The sequence below is a fragment of the Curtobacterium sp. ABR8 genome (assembly GCF_057812125.1).
Window position 1 is genome coordinate 2,157,616 of the sequence record NZ_CM173818.1, and the last position, 16,866, is coordinate 2,174,481.

14 protein-coding genes and 1 tRNA gene are annotated in these 16,866 nt (G+C 72.0%); 3 read left to right on the forward strand and 12 right to left on the reverse strand.

The window, feature by feature from the left end:
* Positions 1–15: 15 nt before the first annotated feature.
* The 3 genes from ACXKZB_RS10365 to ACXKZB_RS10375 are packed head-to-tail and all read right to left on the reverse strand — an operon-like array spanning position 16 to position 2,859.
* The gene (locus ACXKZB_RS10365; RefSeq protein WP_123312594.1) at positions 16–942 is read right to left on the reverse strand and encodes an FKBP-type peptidyl-prolyl cis-trans isomerase; all 927 of its coding nucleotides are present in this window, start codon (positions 940–942) and stop codon (positions 16–18) included.
* Between the two features lie 43 nt (positions 943–985).
* Complete coding sequence (locus ACXKZB_RS10370) at positions 986–2,104, reverse strand: tRNA (adenine-N1)-methyltransferase (protein ID WP_488823073.1); 1,119 nt, start codon at positions 2,102–2,104, stop codon at positions 986–988.
* Positions 2,101–2,859: an HAD family hydrolase gene (locus ACXKZB_RS10375; protein ID WP_488823075.1), complete on the reverse strand. Its 759-nt coding sequence runs from the start codon at positions 2,857–2,859 to the stop codon at positions 2,101–2,103. The genes ACXKZB_RS10370 and ACXKZB_RS10375 overlap by 4 nt, the downstream gene beginning before the upstream one ends.
* Before the next feature lie 150 nt (positions 2,860–3,009).
* On the opposite strand from ACXKZB_RS10375, the gene ACXKZB_RS10380 reads away from it, so the two are divergent.
* A complete protein-coding gene (locus tag ACXKZB_RS10380) occupies positions 3,010–3,945 on the forward strand; it encodes a proteasome assembly chaperone family protein (RefSeq protein WP_123312593.1) in 936 nt (311 codons plus the stop codon).
* Between the two features lie 451 nt (positions 3,946–4,396).
* Here the strand turns inward: ACXKZB_RS10380 and mshC are convergent, their stop codons facing one another.
* From mshC to ACXKZB_RS10395, 3 genes are read right to left on the reverse strand one after another with little or no spacing between them, the layout of a single operon-like run.
* Positions 4,397–5,641 carry a cysteine--1-D-myo-inosityl 2-amino-2-deoxy-alpha-D-glucopyranoside ligase gene (gene mshC, locus ACXKZB_RS10385; RefSeq protein ID WP_488823077.1) on the reverse strand — a complete coding sequence of 415 codons (1,245 nt, stop codon included), beginning with the start codon at positions 5,639–5,641 and terminating at the stop codon, positions 4,397–4,399.
* Positions 5,638–6,468, reverse strand: coding sequence for an undecaprenyl-diphosphate phosphatase (locus tag ACXKZB_RS10390; protein WP_396288465.1), 831 nt, complete (start codon positions 6,466–6,468; stop codon positions 5,638–5,640). The genes mshC and ACXKZB_RS10390 overlap by 4 nt, the downstream gene beginning before the upstream one ends.
* Before the next feature lie 60 nt (positions 6,469–6,528).
* A complete protein-coding gene (locus ACXKZB_RS10395) occupies positions 6,529–7,845 on the reverse strand; it encodes a M20/M25/M40 family metallo-hydrolase (RefSeq protein WP_488823079.1) in 1,317 nt (438 codons plus the stop codon).
* 162 nt (positions 7,846–8,007) lie between these two features.
* Between ACXKZB_RS10395 and ACXKZB_RS10400 the strand changes: the two genes are divergently transcribed.
* Positions 8,008–8,093: transfer RNA gene (locus tag ACXKZB_RS10400), tRNA-Leu, on the forward strand.
* Positions 8,094–8,434: 341 nt separating this feature from the next.
* Here the strand turns inward: ACXKZB_RS10400 and ACXKZB_RS10405 are convergent.
* The 5 genes from ACXKZB_RS10405 to ACXKZB_RS10425 form a co-directional block, all read right to left on the reverse strand.
* Positions 8,435–9,763, reverse strand: a complete 1,329-nt coding sequence (locus ACXKZB_RS10405) for an NAD(P)/FAD-dependent oxidoreductase (protein WP_222657740.1) — start codon at positions 9,761–9,763, stop codon at positions 8,435–8,437.
* Positions 9,764–9,795: 32 nt separating this feature from the next.
* Positions 9,796–10,005, reverse strand: coding sequence for a hypothetical protein (locus tag ACXKZB_RS10410; protein ID WP_222657741.1), 210 nt, complete (start codon positions 10,003–10,005; stop codon positions 9,796–9,798).
* A 25-nt stretch (positions 10,006–10,030) separates the two neighbouring features.
* Complete coding sequence (locus ACXKZB_RS10415; RefSeq protein ID WP_123313104.1) at positions 10,031–11,824, reverse strand: DEAD/DEAH box helicase; 1,794 nt, start codon at positions 11,822–11,824, stop codon at positions 10,031–10,033.
* A gap of 188 nt (positions 11,825–12,012) precedes the next feature.
* The gene (gene dinB, locus ACXKZB_RS10420) at positions 12,013–13,257 is read right to left on the reverse strand and encodes a DNA polymerase IV (RefSeq protein WP_488823082.1); all 1,245 of its coding nucleotides are present in this window, start codon (positions 13,255–13,257) and stop codon (positions 12,013–12,015) included.
* 215 nt (positions 13,258–13,472) lie between these two features.
* Positions 13,473–14,660: an acyl-CoA dehydrogenase family protein gene (locus ACXKZB_RS10425; RefSeq protein WP_488823084.1), complete on the reverse strand. Its 1,188-nt coding sequence runs from the start codon at positions 14,658–14,660 to the stop codon at positions 13,473–13,475.
* A 23-nt stretch (positions 14,661–14,683) separates the two neighbouring features.
* On the opposite strand from ACXKZB_RS10425, the gene ACXKZB_RS10430 reads away from it, so the two are divergent.
* Complete coding sequence (locus tag ACXKZB_RS10430) at positions 14,684–15,478, forward strand: SGNH/GDSL hydrolase family protein (protein WP_488823086.1); 795 nt, start codon at positions 14,684–14,686, stop codon at positions 15,476–15,478.
* 3 nt (positions 15,479–15,481) lie between these two features.
* On the opposite strand, the gene ACXKZB_RS10435 is transcribed toward ACXKZB_RS10430, so the two are convergent.
* Positions 15,482–16,825: a serine hydrolase domain-containing protein gene (locus ACXKZB_RS10435; RefSeq protein WP_488823088.1), complete on the reverse strand. Its 1,344-nt coding sequence runs from the start codon at positions 16,823–16,825 to the stop codon at positions 15,482–15,484.
* Positions 16,826–16,866 lie beyond the last annotated feature (41 nt).

The following is a 16,866-nucleotide window of genomic DNA, read 5'->3' on the forward strand; positions in this document are numbered from 1 at the left end:
GACGGTGTGTGCGCGTCAGCTCGACATCGCTCCGAGCACGTCGATGACGTACGCGTATGCGGTGCCCTGCTGGTTCACGACGGCCAGGACCTGGTCGCCGACACGGTGCCCGACGATGGCGGTGCGGACGCCCTCGTCGACCTGGCCCTTGGCGAGCGGCACGGTCTGCGCACCCGAGCCGTCGGTCCAGCTGGAACCGGCCACGGACGGGTCCGCGCCCCACGTCACGGCGGTGTACTTGATGACCGCGGTGTCCTTCGCGGTGAGCACGCGACCGGACCCCTTGCGCAGCAGGTGCGTCTGGTTCGACTTCGGCGCGTTCCACGACGGGATCGTGATGCCGGGGGCGCCGGACGGTGCGAGCACGACGGCGGGCATCTTGTCGCCGGCGAGCTGCGGCGTGCCGGTCGCACGGGCGTCGAAGGCGCGCTTGACGTCGACGACGGCGATGACGGCGTCCTCGGTCTTCGTCGACGAGCCGCTGTCGGTGGTGGCGCTGGCGTCGGAGCTGCTGAGGGCGCTCTTCGGCAGCGCGACGGCCAGGCGGTCGCCGACCTGCGCGCACTCGAGCGATTCGCCGAGGGCACCGTAGTTGCTCGCGCCGGCGGTGATCGGGGCCGTCTGCCCGGAGTAGCCGCTCGTCTGCGCGACCTCGCCGGTGGCGCCGTCGACGAGCGTGTACTCGATCAGGACGGGGGTGCCGTCCTCGATGGTGCGGCCGTCGCCCTGCTTCAGGACGGAGACCTGCGTGCCCTTCGTCGTGAGCCCGCTCGGGATCGACACCTTCGGCTCCTTGCCGAACGCGCCGGTCGCGGTCACCGCCTCGGACGCCTTGCCGGGTGCGGCACAGCTCGAGGGGGTGGTGCCGGCGCCGTTCGAGGCGCACGCCGTGAGCGACGCCACGAGACCGATGGTGACCAGGAGTGCGGGGATGGTGCGCACGGACCCTCTTTCCGTTCGATGCAGGACGGGCACGACCGTCAGCCTACCGGTCGCCGTCGGCCGGCTCGGACGCGTCGCCGACGGGGTCGGACGGTGCCCCGGACCCCTCGGCGACGGCGGCTGCGGACCCGGCCTCGGCAGCGGCGACCTTGCGGGCCTGCGCCGCCGACTGCCGTGCGACCTTGCGCAGCTTCTTGTCGCTCGTCGCCCGTTCGCCGACGGCGCCCGGGGTCCAGGCCTCGATGTCCTCGTCGGAGAACTCGACCTTGCCCGCTCGGCGCTTCAGGTTCGGCAGGACCGTGCCGTCGGCCAGTCGACGGGCCGTGACGAGGAACCCGGTGTGCCCGACCATGCGGTGGTCCGGGCGGACGGCGAGGCCCTCGACGTGCCAGGTGCGCACCAGCGTCTCGCTCGGCATCGGGTCGGTGAAGCGGCCGGTGTCGCGCAGGGCCTCGGCCGTGCGGGACAGCTGGGTGACGGTGGCGACGTAGCAGACGATGAGCCCGCCGGGGACGAGGGCGTCGGCTGCGGCGTCGACGCACTCCCAGGGTGCGAGCATGTCGAGGACGACGCGATCGACGCTCTGCTCCTGGACGGCGCCGGGCAGCTCCTCGACCAGGTCTCCGACGGTCACGGACCAGTTGTCCGGGACGGCGCCGAGGAACGTGCCGACGTTGCCCTGCGCGATCGCGGCGAACTCCTCGCGACGTTCGAAGGACTGCAGCTGCCCGGTCGGGCCGATCGCCCGCAGCAGGAACAGCGAGAGGGCGCCGGAACCGACGCCGGCCTCGACCACCCGGGCGCCCGGGAAGACGTCCGCGAACGCCACGATCTGGGCGGCGTCCTTCGGGTAGACGATCGCGGCACCGCGCGGCATCGACATCACGTAGTCGTTGAGCAGCGGACGGAGCGCCAGGTACTCGTCACCCGTGCTGGCGCGGATCACCGAGCCGTCCGGCTGACCGATGACGTCGTCGTGCCGGAGTACCCCGCGGTGCGTGTGGTACTCGCCGGCGGTCTCGAGGGACAGCGTCGTGAGCTTGCCCTTCGGACCGGTCAGCTGCACGCGGTCGCCGGCCCGGAACGGGCCGCGCGGCGGCGTGTGCGGTGCGCCACCGGCGGTGTGCGGGAGCGCTGCGGTCGGGTCGTCGGTGTGGTTCATCGGGTGACCCCCTCGGTGTCCGCCGCGTGTGCCGGGTCCGGCACCGCGCCTCCCGTGTCGAGCGCGCGCGCAGCCAGTGCCGGCGTCGTCAACTCGACCAGGCGGTCGACGTCGACACCCGACAGGGTGGTCAGGTGCACGTCGCCGCCGGCGATCTCGGACAGCGGGACGATGTGCTCGACGGCGATCGTGACGGCGCCGGAGGCGACGGCCGACGCGACGCCGGTGGCGGAGTCCTCGATCGCGACGCACGCGGTGGGCTCGACGCCGAGCTGGGCGGCGGCGGACAGGTACGCGTCCGGGAACGGCTTCGGACGGTCGACGTCGTCACCGGCCACGACGACGCGGAACCCGCGCTCACCCAGTGCCTCGGCGGCGACGAGCGCCATCTTGCGGCGGGACATCGTGACCAGGGCGGTGGGGATGCCGCGGACGTGGAGCTCCTCGATGAGTTCGCGCGCACCCGGACGCCACGGCAGCTCGCCGGCGCGCAGGTGCTCCATCACGTAGTCGGTCATCCACTGGATGATCTCCTCGACCTCCATGTCGACGCCCTTGGCGCGCAGGAGCTCGCCGGAGCGCTCGAGACCGGAGCCGACCAGGGACAGGCCGTCCTCGTGGGTCCACTCGGCGCCGTAGCGGTTCGTCAGGTCGACCTGGGAGCGCTGCCAGATCGGCTCGGTGTCGATGATCGTGCCGTCCATGTCCCACAGCACGGCTGCGGGCGGGACGAGGGCAGGAGGATGCGCGGTCACGGGCGACGAGTCTACCGGGGGCGTTCCGCTGGGCGCGGACGCGCACGTGCGGGAGCGCTGCCGGGGCCTACAGTGGATGCCTGAATCGTGTCCGGCCGGGCGCCTCGTCGCACCCGCCCCGCTCCGCTCCACCACCAGGAGGTCCGCTCCGTGCCACAGCACTCCCCCTTCAGCGACGGCCGGTTGCTCGTCGTCGCCTTCGAGGGCTGGAACGACGCCGGCGAAGCCGCGAGCGGACTCGCCCGACGCATCGTCGAGTCGCTCGGGCTCGACGAGCTGCGTGAGCTCGACGGGGAGCGGTACGTCGACTACCAGTTCAACCGTCCGACCATGGGGTCCGACGAGACCGGCGCCCGCGGGGTGCAGTGGCCCCGCATCGTGCTGCACGGCCCCGGCGCCGAGGGCCGGCCCGTCATCGGCGCCACCGGCTCCCCGACCGACCGCGACGTGTTCGTGCTCGTCGGGCCGGAGCCCTCGCGCACCTGGCGCGGCTTCTGCGCGGAGATCATCGACCTCGCCGACGTGTACTCGATCGACGCCGTCGTCTTCGTGGGTGCGATGCTCGCCGACGTCCCGCACACCCGACCGATCTCGGTCTTCGTGTCGAGCGAGAACGCCGGCGTCCGCACCGCGTTCGACGTCGACAAGTCGTCGTACGAGGGTCCGACGGGCATCCTCGGCGTCCTGGCCGACGCGATGGACAAGGCCGGGCTGACCACGCTGTCGCTCTGGGCTTCGGTCCCGCACTACGTGCACAACTCGCCGTCGCCCAAGGCCACGCTCTCGCTGCTCGACAAGATCGAGGAGCTCACCGACGTCACCGTGCCCCGCGGCACGCTGCTCGACGACGCGACCGAGTGGGAGGACGGCATCGACGCCCTCGCCGCCGACGACGAGGACATGGCGTCCTACATCGGGCAGCTCGAGCAGGCCCGCGACACCGTCGACTCCCCCGAGGCCTCGGGCGACGCGATCGCGCAGGAGTTCGAGCAGTACCTGCGACGCCGCGAGCACAAGGACGGCAAGGACGGCGGCACGGCCGGTGGCGAGGGGCCCTGGCGTCCCCCGCAGCCGCCCCAGCAGTAGGGCGCGGGCGGGGCGGGCGGGGCGGGCGGGGCGGGCAGCCCCGGCGCGCCCGGACCCGTTCGCCGAGGTTCCGAAATCTCGGCATGTCGCCGCCGCACGCTGCCGTCTGTGGAACCTGCGCGCAACGCCCATGGCGTGTCGCGCGGCTCGCGCGCGTCGAGCGGTCGTCATCTGCCGGCCGCAGGCACCGACCCCGTCACGACCGGTCGGCGGACGGGAGGCACGGTGCCCGCCCGCCACGGGCCTCCCGTCCCCCGACGGTCGCGTCCAACGCGCCCGGCCGCGATCGCCGAGGTTCCGAGATCTCGGCATTTCGCGGCCGCACACGGCCGTTCGTGGAACCTCGGCGGCACGCGCGCGGCATGTCGTGGAACCTTGGCGAACCGAACCGAACCGAACCGAACCGAACCGAACCGGCCCGGGCGCGGCGACCGGGCGACCGGGGCCTGCGTCAGCCCAGGCGGATGCCGAGCAGGGCGTCGATCAGGTCGGCGAGCTCCGGCGTGCACGCCGTGCCGCCCGCGATGGCCGTGTCGACCGCGGCGACCGCACCCGGCGTGTCGAGGTCGTCGGACACCCGCGCCCGGATCCGCGACGCGACGTCAGCCGCGTCGTCGGCGTGCCCTGCAGATGCACCCGACGCCCATGCGTCCCAGGTCGCGAGCCGCGTCGTGGCACTCGTGAGCTCGGCGTCGAACCACTCCCAGTCGTCGGAGTACTTGTGCGACAGCAGTGCGAGCCGGATCGCACGGGGGTCTGCGCCGTCGTCGAGCAGCCCACGCACCGTGACGAGGTTGCCGAGCGACTTCGAGATCTTCGTGCCCTGGTAGGCGATCATCCCGGTGTGCACGAACGCGTGTGCCAGGGGCTGGTGCGCCAGCGCGGCTGCGTGTCCCGCGCTCATCTCGTGGTGCGGGAAGACGAGGTCACTGCCGCCGCCCTGCACGCTGATCGGCAGGCCGAGGCGGTCGCCGGCGATGACGCTGCACTCGATGTGCCAGCCGGGTCGGCCGGGGCCGATCTCGGAGTCCCAGCTCGGCTCACCGTCGCGGGCGGCACGCCAGAGCAGCGGGTCGAGGGGGTCGCGCTTGCCGGGGCGCTCCGGGTCGCCGCCACGCTCGGCGGCGAGCGTGAGCATGGTCTCGCGGTCCAGGCCGCTCTCGTCGCCGAGCGACCACGCGTCGGTGGGGTGGTTCACGTCGAAGTAGAGGTCGTCGCCCTCGGCGTCCGGGGTGGGGACCTCGTAGGCGGAGCCGGTCTCCTGCAGGAACGCGACGGCCTCGGCAACGCGGTCGACCTCGTCCGTGACGGCCACGAAGTCGTCGGGCGGAAGGATCCGGAGCGACTCCATGTCGCGGCGGAACAGGTCGATCTGCGAGGCGGCGAGCTCGCGCCAGTCGACGCCGTCGCGGGTGGCGCGCTCGAGCAGGGGGTCGTCGACGTCGGTGACGTTCTGCGCGTACTCGACGTCGAGGCCGGCGTCGCGCCAGGCGCGGCCCAGCGTGTCGAACGCCAGGTACGTCGCCGCGTGGCCGAGGTGCGTGGCGTCGTACGGGGTGATCCCGCACACGTACAGCGCGGCGCGCTCGTCGCCGTGCGTCGGGTCGACCGGCTTCCCGGTGGCGGTGTCGTGCACGACGGGCCGCGGCGCTGCGCCGGGGACGTCGGGGACGGGCGGGGCCTGCCAGGCCCTCACGGCTGGATCACTCCGAGCGACAACAACACGATGAGAACGATACCGAGTGCGATGCGGTAGACGACGAACGGCATGAAACTGCGCTTGCTGATGTAGTTCATGAACGCCGCGATCACCACGAACCCGACGATGAACGCCACCACCGTCGCGATGAGCGTGTCGGCGAGTCCGAACGGCGCCCCGTGGTCGCCGAGGCTCGTCGCGGCCTCGTACAGACCGGAGAGGAACACGGCCGGCACCGCCAGCAGGAACGCGAACCGCGCGGCAGCCGGTCGCGTGTAGCCGAGCGCGAGCCCCATCGACACGGTCGCGCCGGAGCGGGACACCCCGGGGACGAGCGCGAGCACCTGGGCGAGCCCGATCAGGATGCCGCCGCCGAAGGTCATGTGCTCGATCCGACGCTCCTTGCGGCCGACGACGTCGAGCACGCCGAGCACGATGCCGAAGACGATGAGCACGATCGCGACGATCCACAGCGAGCGGAACGTGGTCTCGATGGAGTCCTTCAACAGGAGCCCCGCGATGCCGATCGGGATCGTCCCGAGGATCACGAGCCACCCGAGCCGCACGTCGGGGTCGCCCTTCGGGACGTCGCGCCGGAACACCGAACGGAACCACCGTCCGATGATCCGGGTGATGTCCTTCCAGAAGTAGATGAGCACCGCGGTCTCGGTGCCGAGCTGCGTCACCGCGGTGAAGGCCGCGCCCGGGTCCTTCGCGTCGGGCAGGAACAGCCCGACGATGCGCAGGTGCGCGCTGGAGGACACCGGCAGGAACTCGGTGAGCCCCTGGACGAAGCCGAGGAAGATCGCCTCGAGGATGTGCACGCACGGGCCTTTCGGGGGAGGTCGGTCAGGACACCGCCACGGAGGCGACCATGAACAATATCAGTACGTGGCCAGGAGGTCCCCGAGGACGCGCCGACCGAAGGCCAGTGAGTCGAGCGGCACCCGCTCGTCCACGCCGTGGAACATCGCCGGGAAGTCCACCCCTGCGGGCAGCTGGAGCGGCACGAAGCCGTACCCCGCGATCCCGAGCGTCGACAGCGCCTTGTTGTCGGTGCCGCCGGACAGCAGGTAGGGCAGCACCGGGGCGCCCGGGTCGTGGCGACCGAGGACGTCGCGGACGGCGTCGACGAGCGGTCCGCCGAAGTCCTGCTCGAGACCGATGTCGCGGAAGGACATCACGACCTCGACCTCGTCGCCGGCGAGCTCCCGCACGCGAGCGAGGACCGACTCCTCGTCACCGGGCAGGCAACGGATGTCGACGAGCGCCTCGGCCGTGTCCGGGATCACGTTGTGCTTGTAGCCCGCGGTCAGGACCGTCGGGTTCGTCGTGGTGTGCAGGGCGGCGTGGATGAACCGCGAGGCCGACCCCGTCGCCAGCGCGACCTCGTCCGGGCCGGTCACCGTCGGGTCGACGCCGAGGAACCGAGCGACTTCGGCGACCATCGCGTCCGTCGTGGCCGACAGGCGCACCGGCCACTCCTCGCTGCCGATCCGGGCGACCGCCGCGGCGAGCTTCGTCACGGCGTTGTCGCGGATGACGTGGGAACCGTGTGCCGCCGTACCGCGCGCGACGAGCTTGATCCACATCAGCGCCTTCTCACCCGTCTGCAGCAGGTAGGCGCGGCGGTCGCCGAGGGTGATCGAGTACCCGCCCACCTCGCTGATGGCGGCGCTGGCCCCGGCGAAGACCTCGGGGTGGTGCTCGACGACGTGGTGCGAACCGAGGACTCCCCCGGCTTCCTCGTCGGCGAAGTACGCGATCACGAGATCGCGCTCGGGAGCCCCGTGCTGCTCGATGACGTCAGCCAGCGACGTGAGCATCATCGCGTCCATGTTCTTCATGTCGACGGCGCCCCGTCCCCACAGCGAACCGTCCTTGACCACGCCGCCGAACGGGTCGACCGACCAGTTCGCCGGGTCGGCCGGCACGACGTCCAGGTGTCCGTGCACCACCAGCGCCGGCTTGTCCCGGTTCCGACCAGGGACGCGTGCCACGACGCTCACGCGGTCCGGCTCGGACTCGAACAGCTGCGGCTCGAGGCCCAACCCGCGCAGCTTGTCCTCGACGTAGTGCGCCGCTTCGGTCTCACCGCGCGACTTCCCCTCGCCCCAGTTCGTCGTGTCGATGCGGATGAGGTCACGCGCGATCGCCGCGGTGGCCTCGAGCTCGGTCGCGGTCGACTCCGGGTTCGTCATGCCACCACGGTATCGGTCCGTACCGACGCGGCTCGGCCCGGAGACACCGCAGGCTGGACGCGCCCGGGATGCGCGGCCGTGTTCATCGGGCGTTCAGACCCGTGCTAGTGTTTTCTCTCGGCAGGGACGCCGGGGAAACCCGGGGAAATCGCCACACATCCAGTCCGGATGGCGGAATTGGTAGACGCGCTAGCTTGAGGTGCTAGTGCCCGTATTAGGGCGTGGGGGTTCAAGTCCCCCTTCGGACACAGAACATGCAATGCCCCCTGACCTTTCGGTCCGGGGGCATTTTCTGTTGTGCCTCCCGGCGAGTGCCGCCATCGCTGCGCTCAGGGCGTCACCGCCTCGGGGATGGCCAGTTCGCTGTGCTCACGGCCGCCGCGCGGCCAGGGCCAGTTCGCTGCGCTCGCGGCCGCCGCACGACGTCGATGGTGTCGTTCCGGGTCGGGCCGGAGCGCGGGTTGCAGCGCGCGCACAGACGGACGGGAGGCGCGGTGCCAGCTGGCACCGCGCCTCCCGTCCGTCAGGTGGTTGCGTCGAGGACTTCGACGCCTCGACGAAATTGCGGTCTGATGCCGCGTTCCGTCTCCTAGCTCTTCGACGCCTCGACGAAGTTGCGACGCGGGTCCGTCTCCTTGATGAGCGAGGTCGCGTCGCGGCCCGAGACGGCGCCGGTGACCCAGCCGATGACGATGCGCGCCTTGCGGTTCAGCGTCGGCATCGCGTACACGTGGTACGCACGGTGGGCGAGCCAGGCCAGCAGGTTCGTCATCTTGATGCCCTTGATGTTCGCGGCACCCTTGGCGACACCGTACGAGGCGACCGTGCCGATCGAGGGGTGGCGGTACTCCTCGAGGGGCTTGCCGGTGATCGTCGCGACGACGTTGTCCGCCGCCACGACGGCCTGGCGCACGGCGTTCTGCGCGTTCGGCGGGTAGAACGCCGGCTGCTTGTCGGCCGTCAGGTCGGGCACCTGTGCGACGTCGCCGAGGCCCCAGACGCCGGGGACGACCTCGTGCGTGTCCTCTGCCTCGACCTGGAGCTTCGCGTTGGCGGCGAGGTGCCCCTTCGGTCCGCGGGGCAGGTCGGAGGCGTCGAGCAGCGGGTTCGGCTTGACGCCGGCGGTCCACACGAGCAGCCCGGTCGGGATCTCGTCGCCGTCGGAGAGCTTGACGATGCCGTCCTCGGCGCTCGGCATGGTGGTCTTCAGACGCACGTCGATGCCACGGGCGCGGAGCGACTCGAGCGTCCACTTGGACAGCTCCGGGCCGACCTCGGGCGCGACACGGTCGAGTGCGTCGATGAGGATCCAGCGGGGCTGCTCCCCCGCGAGCGACGGGTACGTCTTGATGGCGGCCTGCGAGACGTCGAAGAGCTCGCCGATCGCCTCGACACCGGTGTAGCCACCGCCGACGAAGACGCTGGTGAGCAGGCGACGACGTTCGTCCTCGTCACGCGTGGCAGCGGCCTTCGCGATGTTGTCGAGGAGCTTGGCGCGCACGTAGGCGGCCTCTTCCACGCTCTTGAAGCCGACGCCGTACTCCTCGAGCCCGGGGGTCGGGAAGGTGCGGGTGACCGAGCCGAGCGCGACGACGAGCTGGTCGTAGCCGAGCGTGCGGTCGTCGCCACCGGCGGTCGCGATCGAGACGGTCTTGTCCGCCGACGAGATCCCGGTGACCTTGCCCTGGATGACGCGGGTCTTGCGCAGCGCACGGCGCAGTTCGACGGTGACGTCCTTCGGGGCGATGTGGCCGCCGGCGACCTCGGGCAGGAACGGCAGGTACGTGTAGTAGGTGTTCTGGTCCACGAGCGTGATGCGCATGGGCACGGTCGCTGCGTGCTTCTGCAGCTGCTTGACGGTGCTGTAGCCAGCGGAGCCGCCGCCGAGGACGAGGACGTGAGGGATCGAGTCTGCCATTCCTCCGGTCTACCGGACTTTGGCTTGGCGCGTCATGAGCTGCGCGGCCTGTCGCGCAGCCGCCACCAGGCCGTCTCTGCCAGGTCGACACCCGTGTAGACGCCGTGCGGGGTCCGTCGGGACTCGGTCAGCGAGAACCGTCGCAGCCGGTAGCCGCCCCCGAACCGGTCGATGATCGCCTCGGGAGAGGACTCTGCGTCGCGTTTGACGTACCAGGTGCGGTCGTCGACGGACTCGATCACGGGCGGACCGCCCGGACCGCACCCGTCACCGGCGCCCGCCGATGCGGGAGCGCAGGACGTCGATGCGCTTCTGGATCTGCTCGATGCTCGCCTGGGCCACCGCCGGACCACCGCTGATCCGCCGGAGTTCGGCGTGGATGGCGCCGTGCGGCTCGTTCGAGTGCCGCGACCAGATCGACACGAGCCGGGCGAGCTCGGTGCGCTGCTCCTTGATCGTCATGTACATCGGACGGTTCTCGGGCTCGGCGGCCTTCGGCAGGCCGTCCTTCACGGTGCGGCCCTTGGAGCGCTTCGCCTGGGTCGCCTGGCGCGCCCGGAGCAGGTCGCGCACCTGGTCGGGTTCGAGCAGCCCGGGGATGCCGATGAAGTCGAGTTCCTCGAGCGACCCGACCTCGCCGCCGGTGCCGAACTCGCCGCCGTCGTACAGGACGCGGTCGAACGACGCCTGCGAGTCGAGCGCCTCGAACGGCTGAACCTCGAGCAGGCTCTCGGACGCCCGGTCTTCCTTGTTGGCCTCGGCGACCATCGCGTCTTCGGGGTTGTACATGCCGTCGTCGGCGTCCTTGGGACGGTCGAGGGCGTGGTCGCGTTCGAGCTCGAGGGTCGCGGCCAGCGCCATCAGGCCGGGCACGCTGGGCAGGAACACCGATGCGGTCTCCCCGCGGCGGCGGGCACGCACGAAGCGGCCGATCACCTGGGCGAAGAACAGCGGGGTGCTGGCGCTCGTGGCGTAGACCCCGACGCAGAGCCGCGGGACGTCGACCCCCTCGGACACCATGCGGACGGCGACCATCCACCGCGAGGTGTCGTCGGCGAACGCACTGATCCGGCTGGACCCGGCGGCCTCGTCGGACAGGACGACGGTCGGCCGCTCCCCGGTGATCTGCTGCAGGATCCGGGCGTACGCGCGGGCCGTGGTGGTGTCCGTCGCGATCACCAGACCGCCGGCGTCGGGCACACCACGGCGCACCTCGGTGAGGCGCTTGTCGGCTGCGGACAGCACGGCCGGCATCCACTCGCCCTCGGGAGACAACGCGGTGCGCCACGCCTGCGCGGTGATGTCCTTCGTGACCTGTTCGCCGAGGGAGGCCGACATCTCGTCGCCCATCCGGGTCTTCCAGCGCATCTGGCCGGCGTAGGCCATGAACAGCACGGGTCGGACGACGCCGTCCTTCAGCGCACGGCCGTAGCCGTAGTTGTAGTCGGAGATCGAGGTGCGGATGCCCTGCTCGTCGGGTGCGTACTGGACGAACGGGATCGGCGCGGTGTCGGAGCGGAACGGCGTGCCGGACAACGAGAGTCGTCGGGTGGCGCCGGAGAACGCTTCTCTGATGCCGTCGCCCCAGGTGAGTGCGTCGCCGCCGTGGTGGACCTCGTCGAGGACGACCAGGGTGCGCCCGCCCTCGGTGATCTTCTTGTGCACCTCGGGGTTCATGCCGACCTGGGCGTACGTGATCGCGACGCCCTGGTAGTGCCGGCCGAACATGCCGTCGCCGTTCTTGAACATCGGGTCGATCCGGATGCCCACGCGATCGGCGGAGTCAGCCCACTGCCGCTTGAGGTGCTCGGTGGGGGCGACGACCACGATGCGGTCGACGGTGCCGCGCGCGAGCAGCTCGGTGGCCAGACGCAGCGCGAACGTCGTCTTGCCGGCGCCGGGCGTCGCTGCCGTGAGGAAGTCGCGCGGCTCGGATTCGAAGTACTTCGTGAGGGCTTCGACCTGCCAGGCGCGGAGCTTCGACGCGGTCCCCCACGCAGCGCGGTCCGGGAACGCCGGCGACAGGTGTTGGACGGCCGAGTTGCCGGCTGCCTCGGCCAGGGCGGCCGCGTCGGCTTCGTCGCGCGCCACCGCGTCGGCGTGCGCGGAGGACGATGCGCCCGACGACGTGTCGGTCGACCCCGCGGCGCCGTCTCCGGCCCGGTCGTCCCCCGACTCGGCCCACAGCGTGGCGGGCTGCTGCTGTTCGTACTCCGCTGCGCTCACTGGACCTGATTCTACCGCCACCGTCAGTCCTGCCTGGCGTGCGGGACGTGGCCGTCGGGGGTCCGGCGGACCAGGGATGCCGGTCGCAGCACGCCTGCGCCGAACCGCGCGGCGACCGCGTCCACCGTCGTCTCGGTCTCGCGCCACGGCGCGTCGTCGTCCCAGAGCGCGTTGCTCGCCGCGGCCGGCACGAGGTTCTCGCCGCGGACCCCGATGAGCCGGATCCGGTTGCCCGGCCGGTGCAGCACGTCGTACAGCTCGACGGCTTCACGGTGCAGCCGCTTGGCGACGTCGGTGGGCTCGGCGAGGGTCCGCGAGCGGGTCAGGGTGGTGAAGTCGGTGTAGCGGACCTTGAGTGCGACGGTGCGGGCCTGCACGTCCGCGTGGCGCAGGCGGACGGCGACCTTGTCGGCGAGGCGCAGGAGTTCACGCGCGACGTCGTCCCGTTCGGTCAGGTCGTGGCCGAACGTGACCTCGTGCCCGATGGACTTCTCGCCGACGCCGGTGTCGACGACGCGGGGATCGCGCCCCCACGACAGGTCGTGCAGGCGCTGGCCACCAGCGGGCCCGAGGGCGGACACGAGCGACCCGAGCGGCGTGTTCGCCAGGTCGCCGACGGTCCGGATGCCACGGCGCTCGAGGGTCTCCTGCGTCTTGCCGCCGACGCCCCAGAGCGCCGAGACCGGCTGCGGGTGCAGGAACGCGATGGTGTCGGCTCCGGGGACGACGAGCAGCCCGTCCGGCTTGGACCGGCTCGACGCGAGCTTCGCCACGAACTTGGTCGATGCGGCGCCGACCGAACAGTGCAGGCCCGTCTCGGCCTGGACCGTGCGTCGGATGGCCCGACCGATCTCCCACGGCGTGCCGTACAGCCGGAGCGCACCGGCGACGTCGAGGAACGCCTCGTCGATGCCGAGCCGCTCGACCCGCGGGGTGAACCGGTCGAAGATCGCCATCACCGCGGCGGACTTGTCGCGGTACTTCTCGAAGTGCGGCTCGACGATGATCGCGTTCGGGCAGCGGCGCTTCGCGATCGCCATCGGCATCGCGGAGTTCACCCCGTACTTGCGGGCCTCGTACGTCGCCGCGGTGACCACGGACCGGTCGGAGTCGTGGCCGACGATGACCGGCAGCCCCACCAGATCGGGCCGGTCGAGCAGTTCGACGGACGCGAAGAAGGCGTCCATGTCGACGTGCAGCACCGTCGCCGAGACGTCGTCCACCGGGGCGTCGGAGACGAGCCGGTTGCTACCGTCCTGCTTGCTCACACCGAGATGATGCCAGGCACCACCGACATCGCCGCCCGGCTCGGCGTGCGGAGGTCGCTATGTGCCGAGAGCACCGTGCGACCTTCGTCGATCCGTGCCGGGTTGATCGCTCGGTGCGGCGCTACAAGGCCGCACGGAGCGGGCAACCTCGCACCAGCCCACAAGTCCCGCACCGTGCTCGCGCGCCCGACGCCCGGCGCCCGGCGGGTGCCGCGTCAGGCGGGCGGGCCGAGCAACGACGTCGCGAGGGTGCGCGCCGCCGAGTCCCGCGACGACGGGTGGTACTGGCCGGCCCGCACGTCGCGCGCCAGGCGGGCGAGCTCGCTCGACGACCGGAACGCCGAGCCCCCGACGACCCGCATCGCCTCGTCCACCACGTGCTGTGCCGTGTCCACCGCCCGCGCCTTCGTGCCGACGAGCAGCGGGAACCACCGGGCGCCGAGCTCGTCGCGTTCGTCCACCGAGCGGGCGAGGGCGTCGACCTGCAGGGTGATCGCGTCGACGGCACCGCGCAGGTCCGCGAGGGCACGACGGACGTCGGGGTCGTGCGACCGGGGCGAGCCGTCGACCGCCACGCGTCGCCCGACGGCGTCGACCGCCAGCGCGATGGCCCGCTCGGCGACGCCGGCGTACACCGACGCGATGAGCAGCTCGAACGCCGCGAAGACCCCGAACACGAGCGGGTCCTGGTTCGGTCCGACGGGCAGCGACCGGACGATGCGGTCGGCGGGCACGTGCACGCCGTGCAGCTTCGTCGTGCGGCTCTGCGTCGCCCGCATGCCGAGGGTGTCCCAGTCGTCCAGGTGCTCGACGTCGCCGTCGGACCGGAGCACGAAGCCGTGCACGAGCCGCGGTTCCGGCCCCGTCTCGTCCTTGCCGAACACGCTCAGCACGTCCCACGCCGGCGCGAGGGACGTGAACACCTTGGTGCCGGTGAAGCGGTACCCGCCGTCGCCGTCCGGCTCCGCCGTCGTCGACGAGTCGAACAGGACGGCGTCGTTGCCGGGTTCGCTCACCCCGAACGCGAGGAGCTGGTCGTCCGCGGCGTGGTCGGTGACGGCCTGGAGGAACGACTCGCCTCGCGCACGCACGGCGCGCGCCGCCTGCACCCACACCTGGTGCATGCCGAGGCCGAGTGCCGTCGCCGGCGCGGCCTGGGCGAGGGTCCGCTGGACGGCGGCCGTGGCGCGGAGGCCGAGTCCGGAACCGCCCTGGGCAACCGGGACCCCGATGCGCAGGTAGCCGGCGGAGCGGAGCTCGTCGAGGTCCTCGGCGCAGAAGGCGTTCGCGGCGTCGTACCCGGGGGCACGGTCGGCGATGCGGGCGAGCAGGTCGTCCGGCACGGTCCAGGGTGCCGCGTCCGTGCCTGCGTCCGTGCCTGCGTCCGTGTTGGCCTTCGTCATGGCACGAGACTAGGGTCCGGAGCGTGTCAGATCGTCATCCTTGGTCCAGGTACGTCGCGATCGGTGACTCGTTCACCGAGGGGATCGGCGACCCCGACCCCACGGTCCCCGGGGGCAACCGCGGGTGGGCGGACCGTGTCGCCGAGGTGCTCGCGCACGGGTCCGACGACTTCGCGTACGCCAACCTGGCGGTCCGCGGGCGGCTGCTGCAGCAGATCATCGACGAGCAGGTCGAACCGGCGCTCGCGCTCCGCCCGGACCTGGTCACGGTGTCCGCCGGTGGCAACGACATCATCCGGCCGGGCTCCGATCCCGACGAACTCGCCGAACGGGTGGACGCCATGGTGTCGCGACTGCGGAGCGACGGCGCCACAGTGGTGCTCTTCACCGGCCCTGACGTCGGCATGACGCCGGTGCTCGGCATGGTGCGCGGCAAGACGGCGATCTACAACGAGAACCTGCACGCCATCGCCCTGAAGCACGGCGCGCTGGTGGCGAACATGTGGGCGCTCCGGGTGCTCCGCGACCCGCGCATGTGGGCGCCGGACCGGCTGCACCACTCCCCGATGGGCCACTCGACGATCGCCGCGGCGGTGCTCGACGCCCTCGGGGTGCCGCACGGGCTGGAGCCGTTCAACCCGGATCCGCTCGAGGCGCGGCCCTGGCGCGAAGCCCGTGCCGAGGACCTCGGCTGGGCGAAGGAGTACCTGGTGCCGTGGGTCGTCCGGCGCATCAAGCACACGTCGTCGGGCGACGGCGTCTCGGCCAAGCGCCCCGAGCTGCAGGACGTCGTCGAGCACCGGTCCGACACCCCGTAGCGGTCAGTCCGCCGGGCGCCGCAGCGTGAGCGGGCCGTCGTGCAGCGGCTCGGTCTCCCACGCGGTGGTGGCGGTGCCGGTCTGCCGGTCGATCCGGACGTGCGCCAGGTGCGGGGTCTCGACGAACCGCACGTCGACGAGCACGGTCCGGCCGTCGGCGGCGACGGCGCCGCTCGCCGCGAGCGGTCCCTCGACGAGCCACTCCCCCTCGCCGACCGGCACGGACAGCGTCCCCCCGTCGACGTCGAGCGTGAGCCGCCACCCCGCGTCGTCGTGGGCCAACGGGCCGACGTCGACGAGGCCCTGGAGCGAGCCGCCGCGCACCGCGGGCAGCGCCAGGGAGGCGAGTCGGGCCTCCAGGGCGGTGTCCGCGGCGGCGTCGGACGGACGGTCGACGGCGGGCAGCAGGTGCTGCCAGGCCGCATCGAGGACCGCCTGCATGTCGAGGCTCTGTCCCGTGATCGCGAGGACGACGTCCCGCTCGGGCAGGACGACGCAGAACTGGCCGTAGGCGCCGTCGCCGCGGAAGCCGTGGCGGGCCATCCAGAACTGGAAGCCGTAGCCCTGGGACCAGTCCGGGTTCTCCTCGCCCGGGTTCTCGACCTGGGTCGTCGTGGCAGCGGCGACCCAGTCCTCGTCGAGGATCCGCTCGCCGTCCCACACCCCGCGCTGCAGGTAGAGCTGGCCGAGCGCGGCGATCGCCGAGGTCGGGGCGTAGCACCCGCTGAACCCGAGTTCGGCGCCCGTCTCGTCGCGTCGCCAGGCGAGGTCGTCGATGCCGAGCGGGTCGAGCAGCCGCGGCCGCAGGTACTCGACGAGCGATCCGCCGCTGACCCGTCGCACGATGCTCGCGAGCGTGTACGTGCAGGGCTGGTTGTAGGCGAAGACGGAGCCGGGCTCCTCGTCCGGCGGGGTGAGCAGGAAACCCCGGACGGTGTTCGTCGGGTCGGCGGCGCGAGCGCGGTCGAGGGTCTCCTCGCGGTGGCCGCTCGCCATCGCGAGCAGGTGCCGGACCCGGATGCGGCGGCTGCGTTCGTCCGTGATCTCGGCGTCGAGCTCCGGGAAGTACGACAGGGCGGTGGCGTCGAGGTCGATGAGGCCCTCACGGACCGCGATGCCGACGGCCGCCGCGGTGAAGCTCTTGCTCAGCGAGTAGAGCAGGTGCACCCGGTCGGCCGCGTACGGCTGCCACCACCCCTGGGCGACGACCTGGCCGTGGCGGAGCAGCATCAGGCTGTGCGGCTCGACACCGGGGGTCGATTCGAGGGCGTCGACGAACGCGAGCACCCCGCGGGCGTCGATGTCGCGGGCGGAGGGGGTGGTCCGGGAGAACGTCGTCGTCGTCACCCGACCGACACTACGGACTCCGGACGGCGGGCGTCAGGGGA

What these genes read in the sequence shown, in the direction of transcription:
- ACXKZB_RS10425 (WP_488823084.1), bottom strand. Translation starts at nt 14,660, where the DNA reads ATGACGAAGGCCAACACGGACGCAGGCACGGACGCAGGCACGGACGCG.
- ACXKZB_RS10370 (WP_488823073.1), bottom strand. Translation starts at nt 2,104, where the DNA reads ATGAACCACACCGACGACCCGACCGCAGCGCTCCCGCACACCGCCGGT.
- ACXKZB_RS10405 (WP_222657740.1), bottom strand. Translation starts at nt 9,763, where the DNA reads ATGGCAGACTCGATCCCTCACGTCCTCGTCCTCGGCGGCGGCTCCGCT.
- ACXKZB_RS10395 (WP_488823079.1), bottom strand. Translation starts at nt 7,845, where the DNA reads ATGACGAACCCGGAGTCGACCGCGACCGAGCTCGAGGCCACCGCGGCG.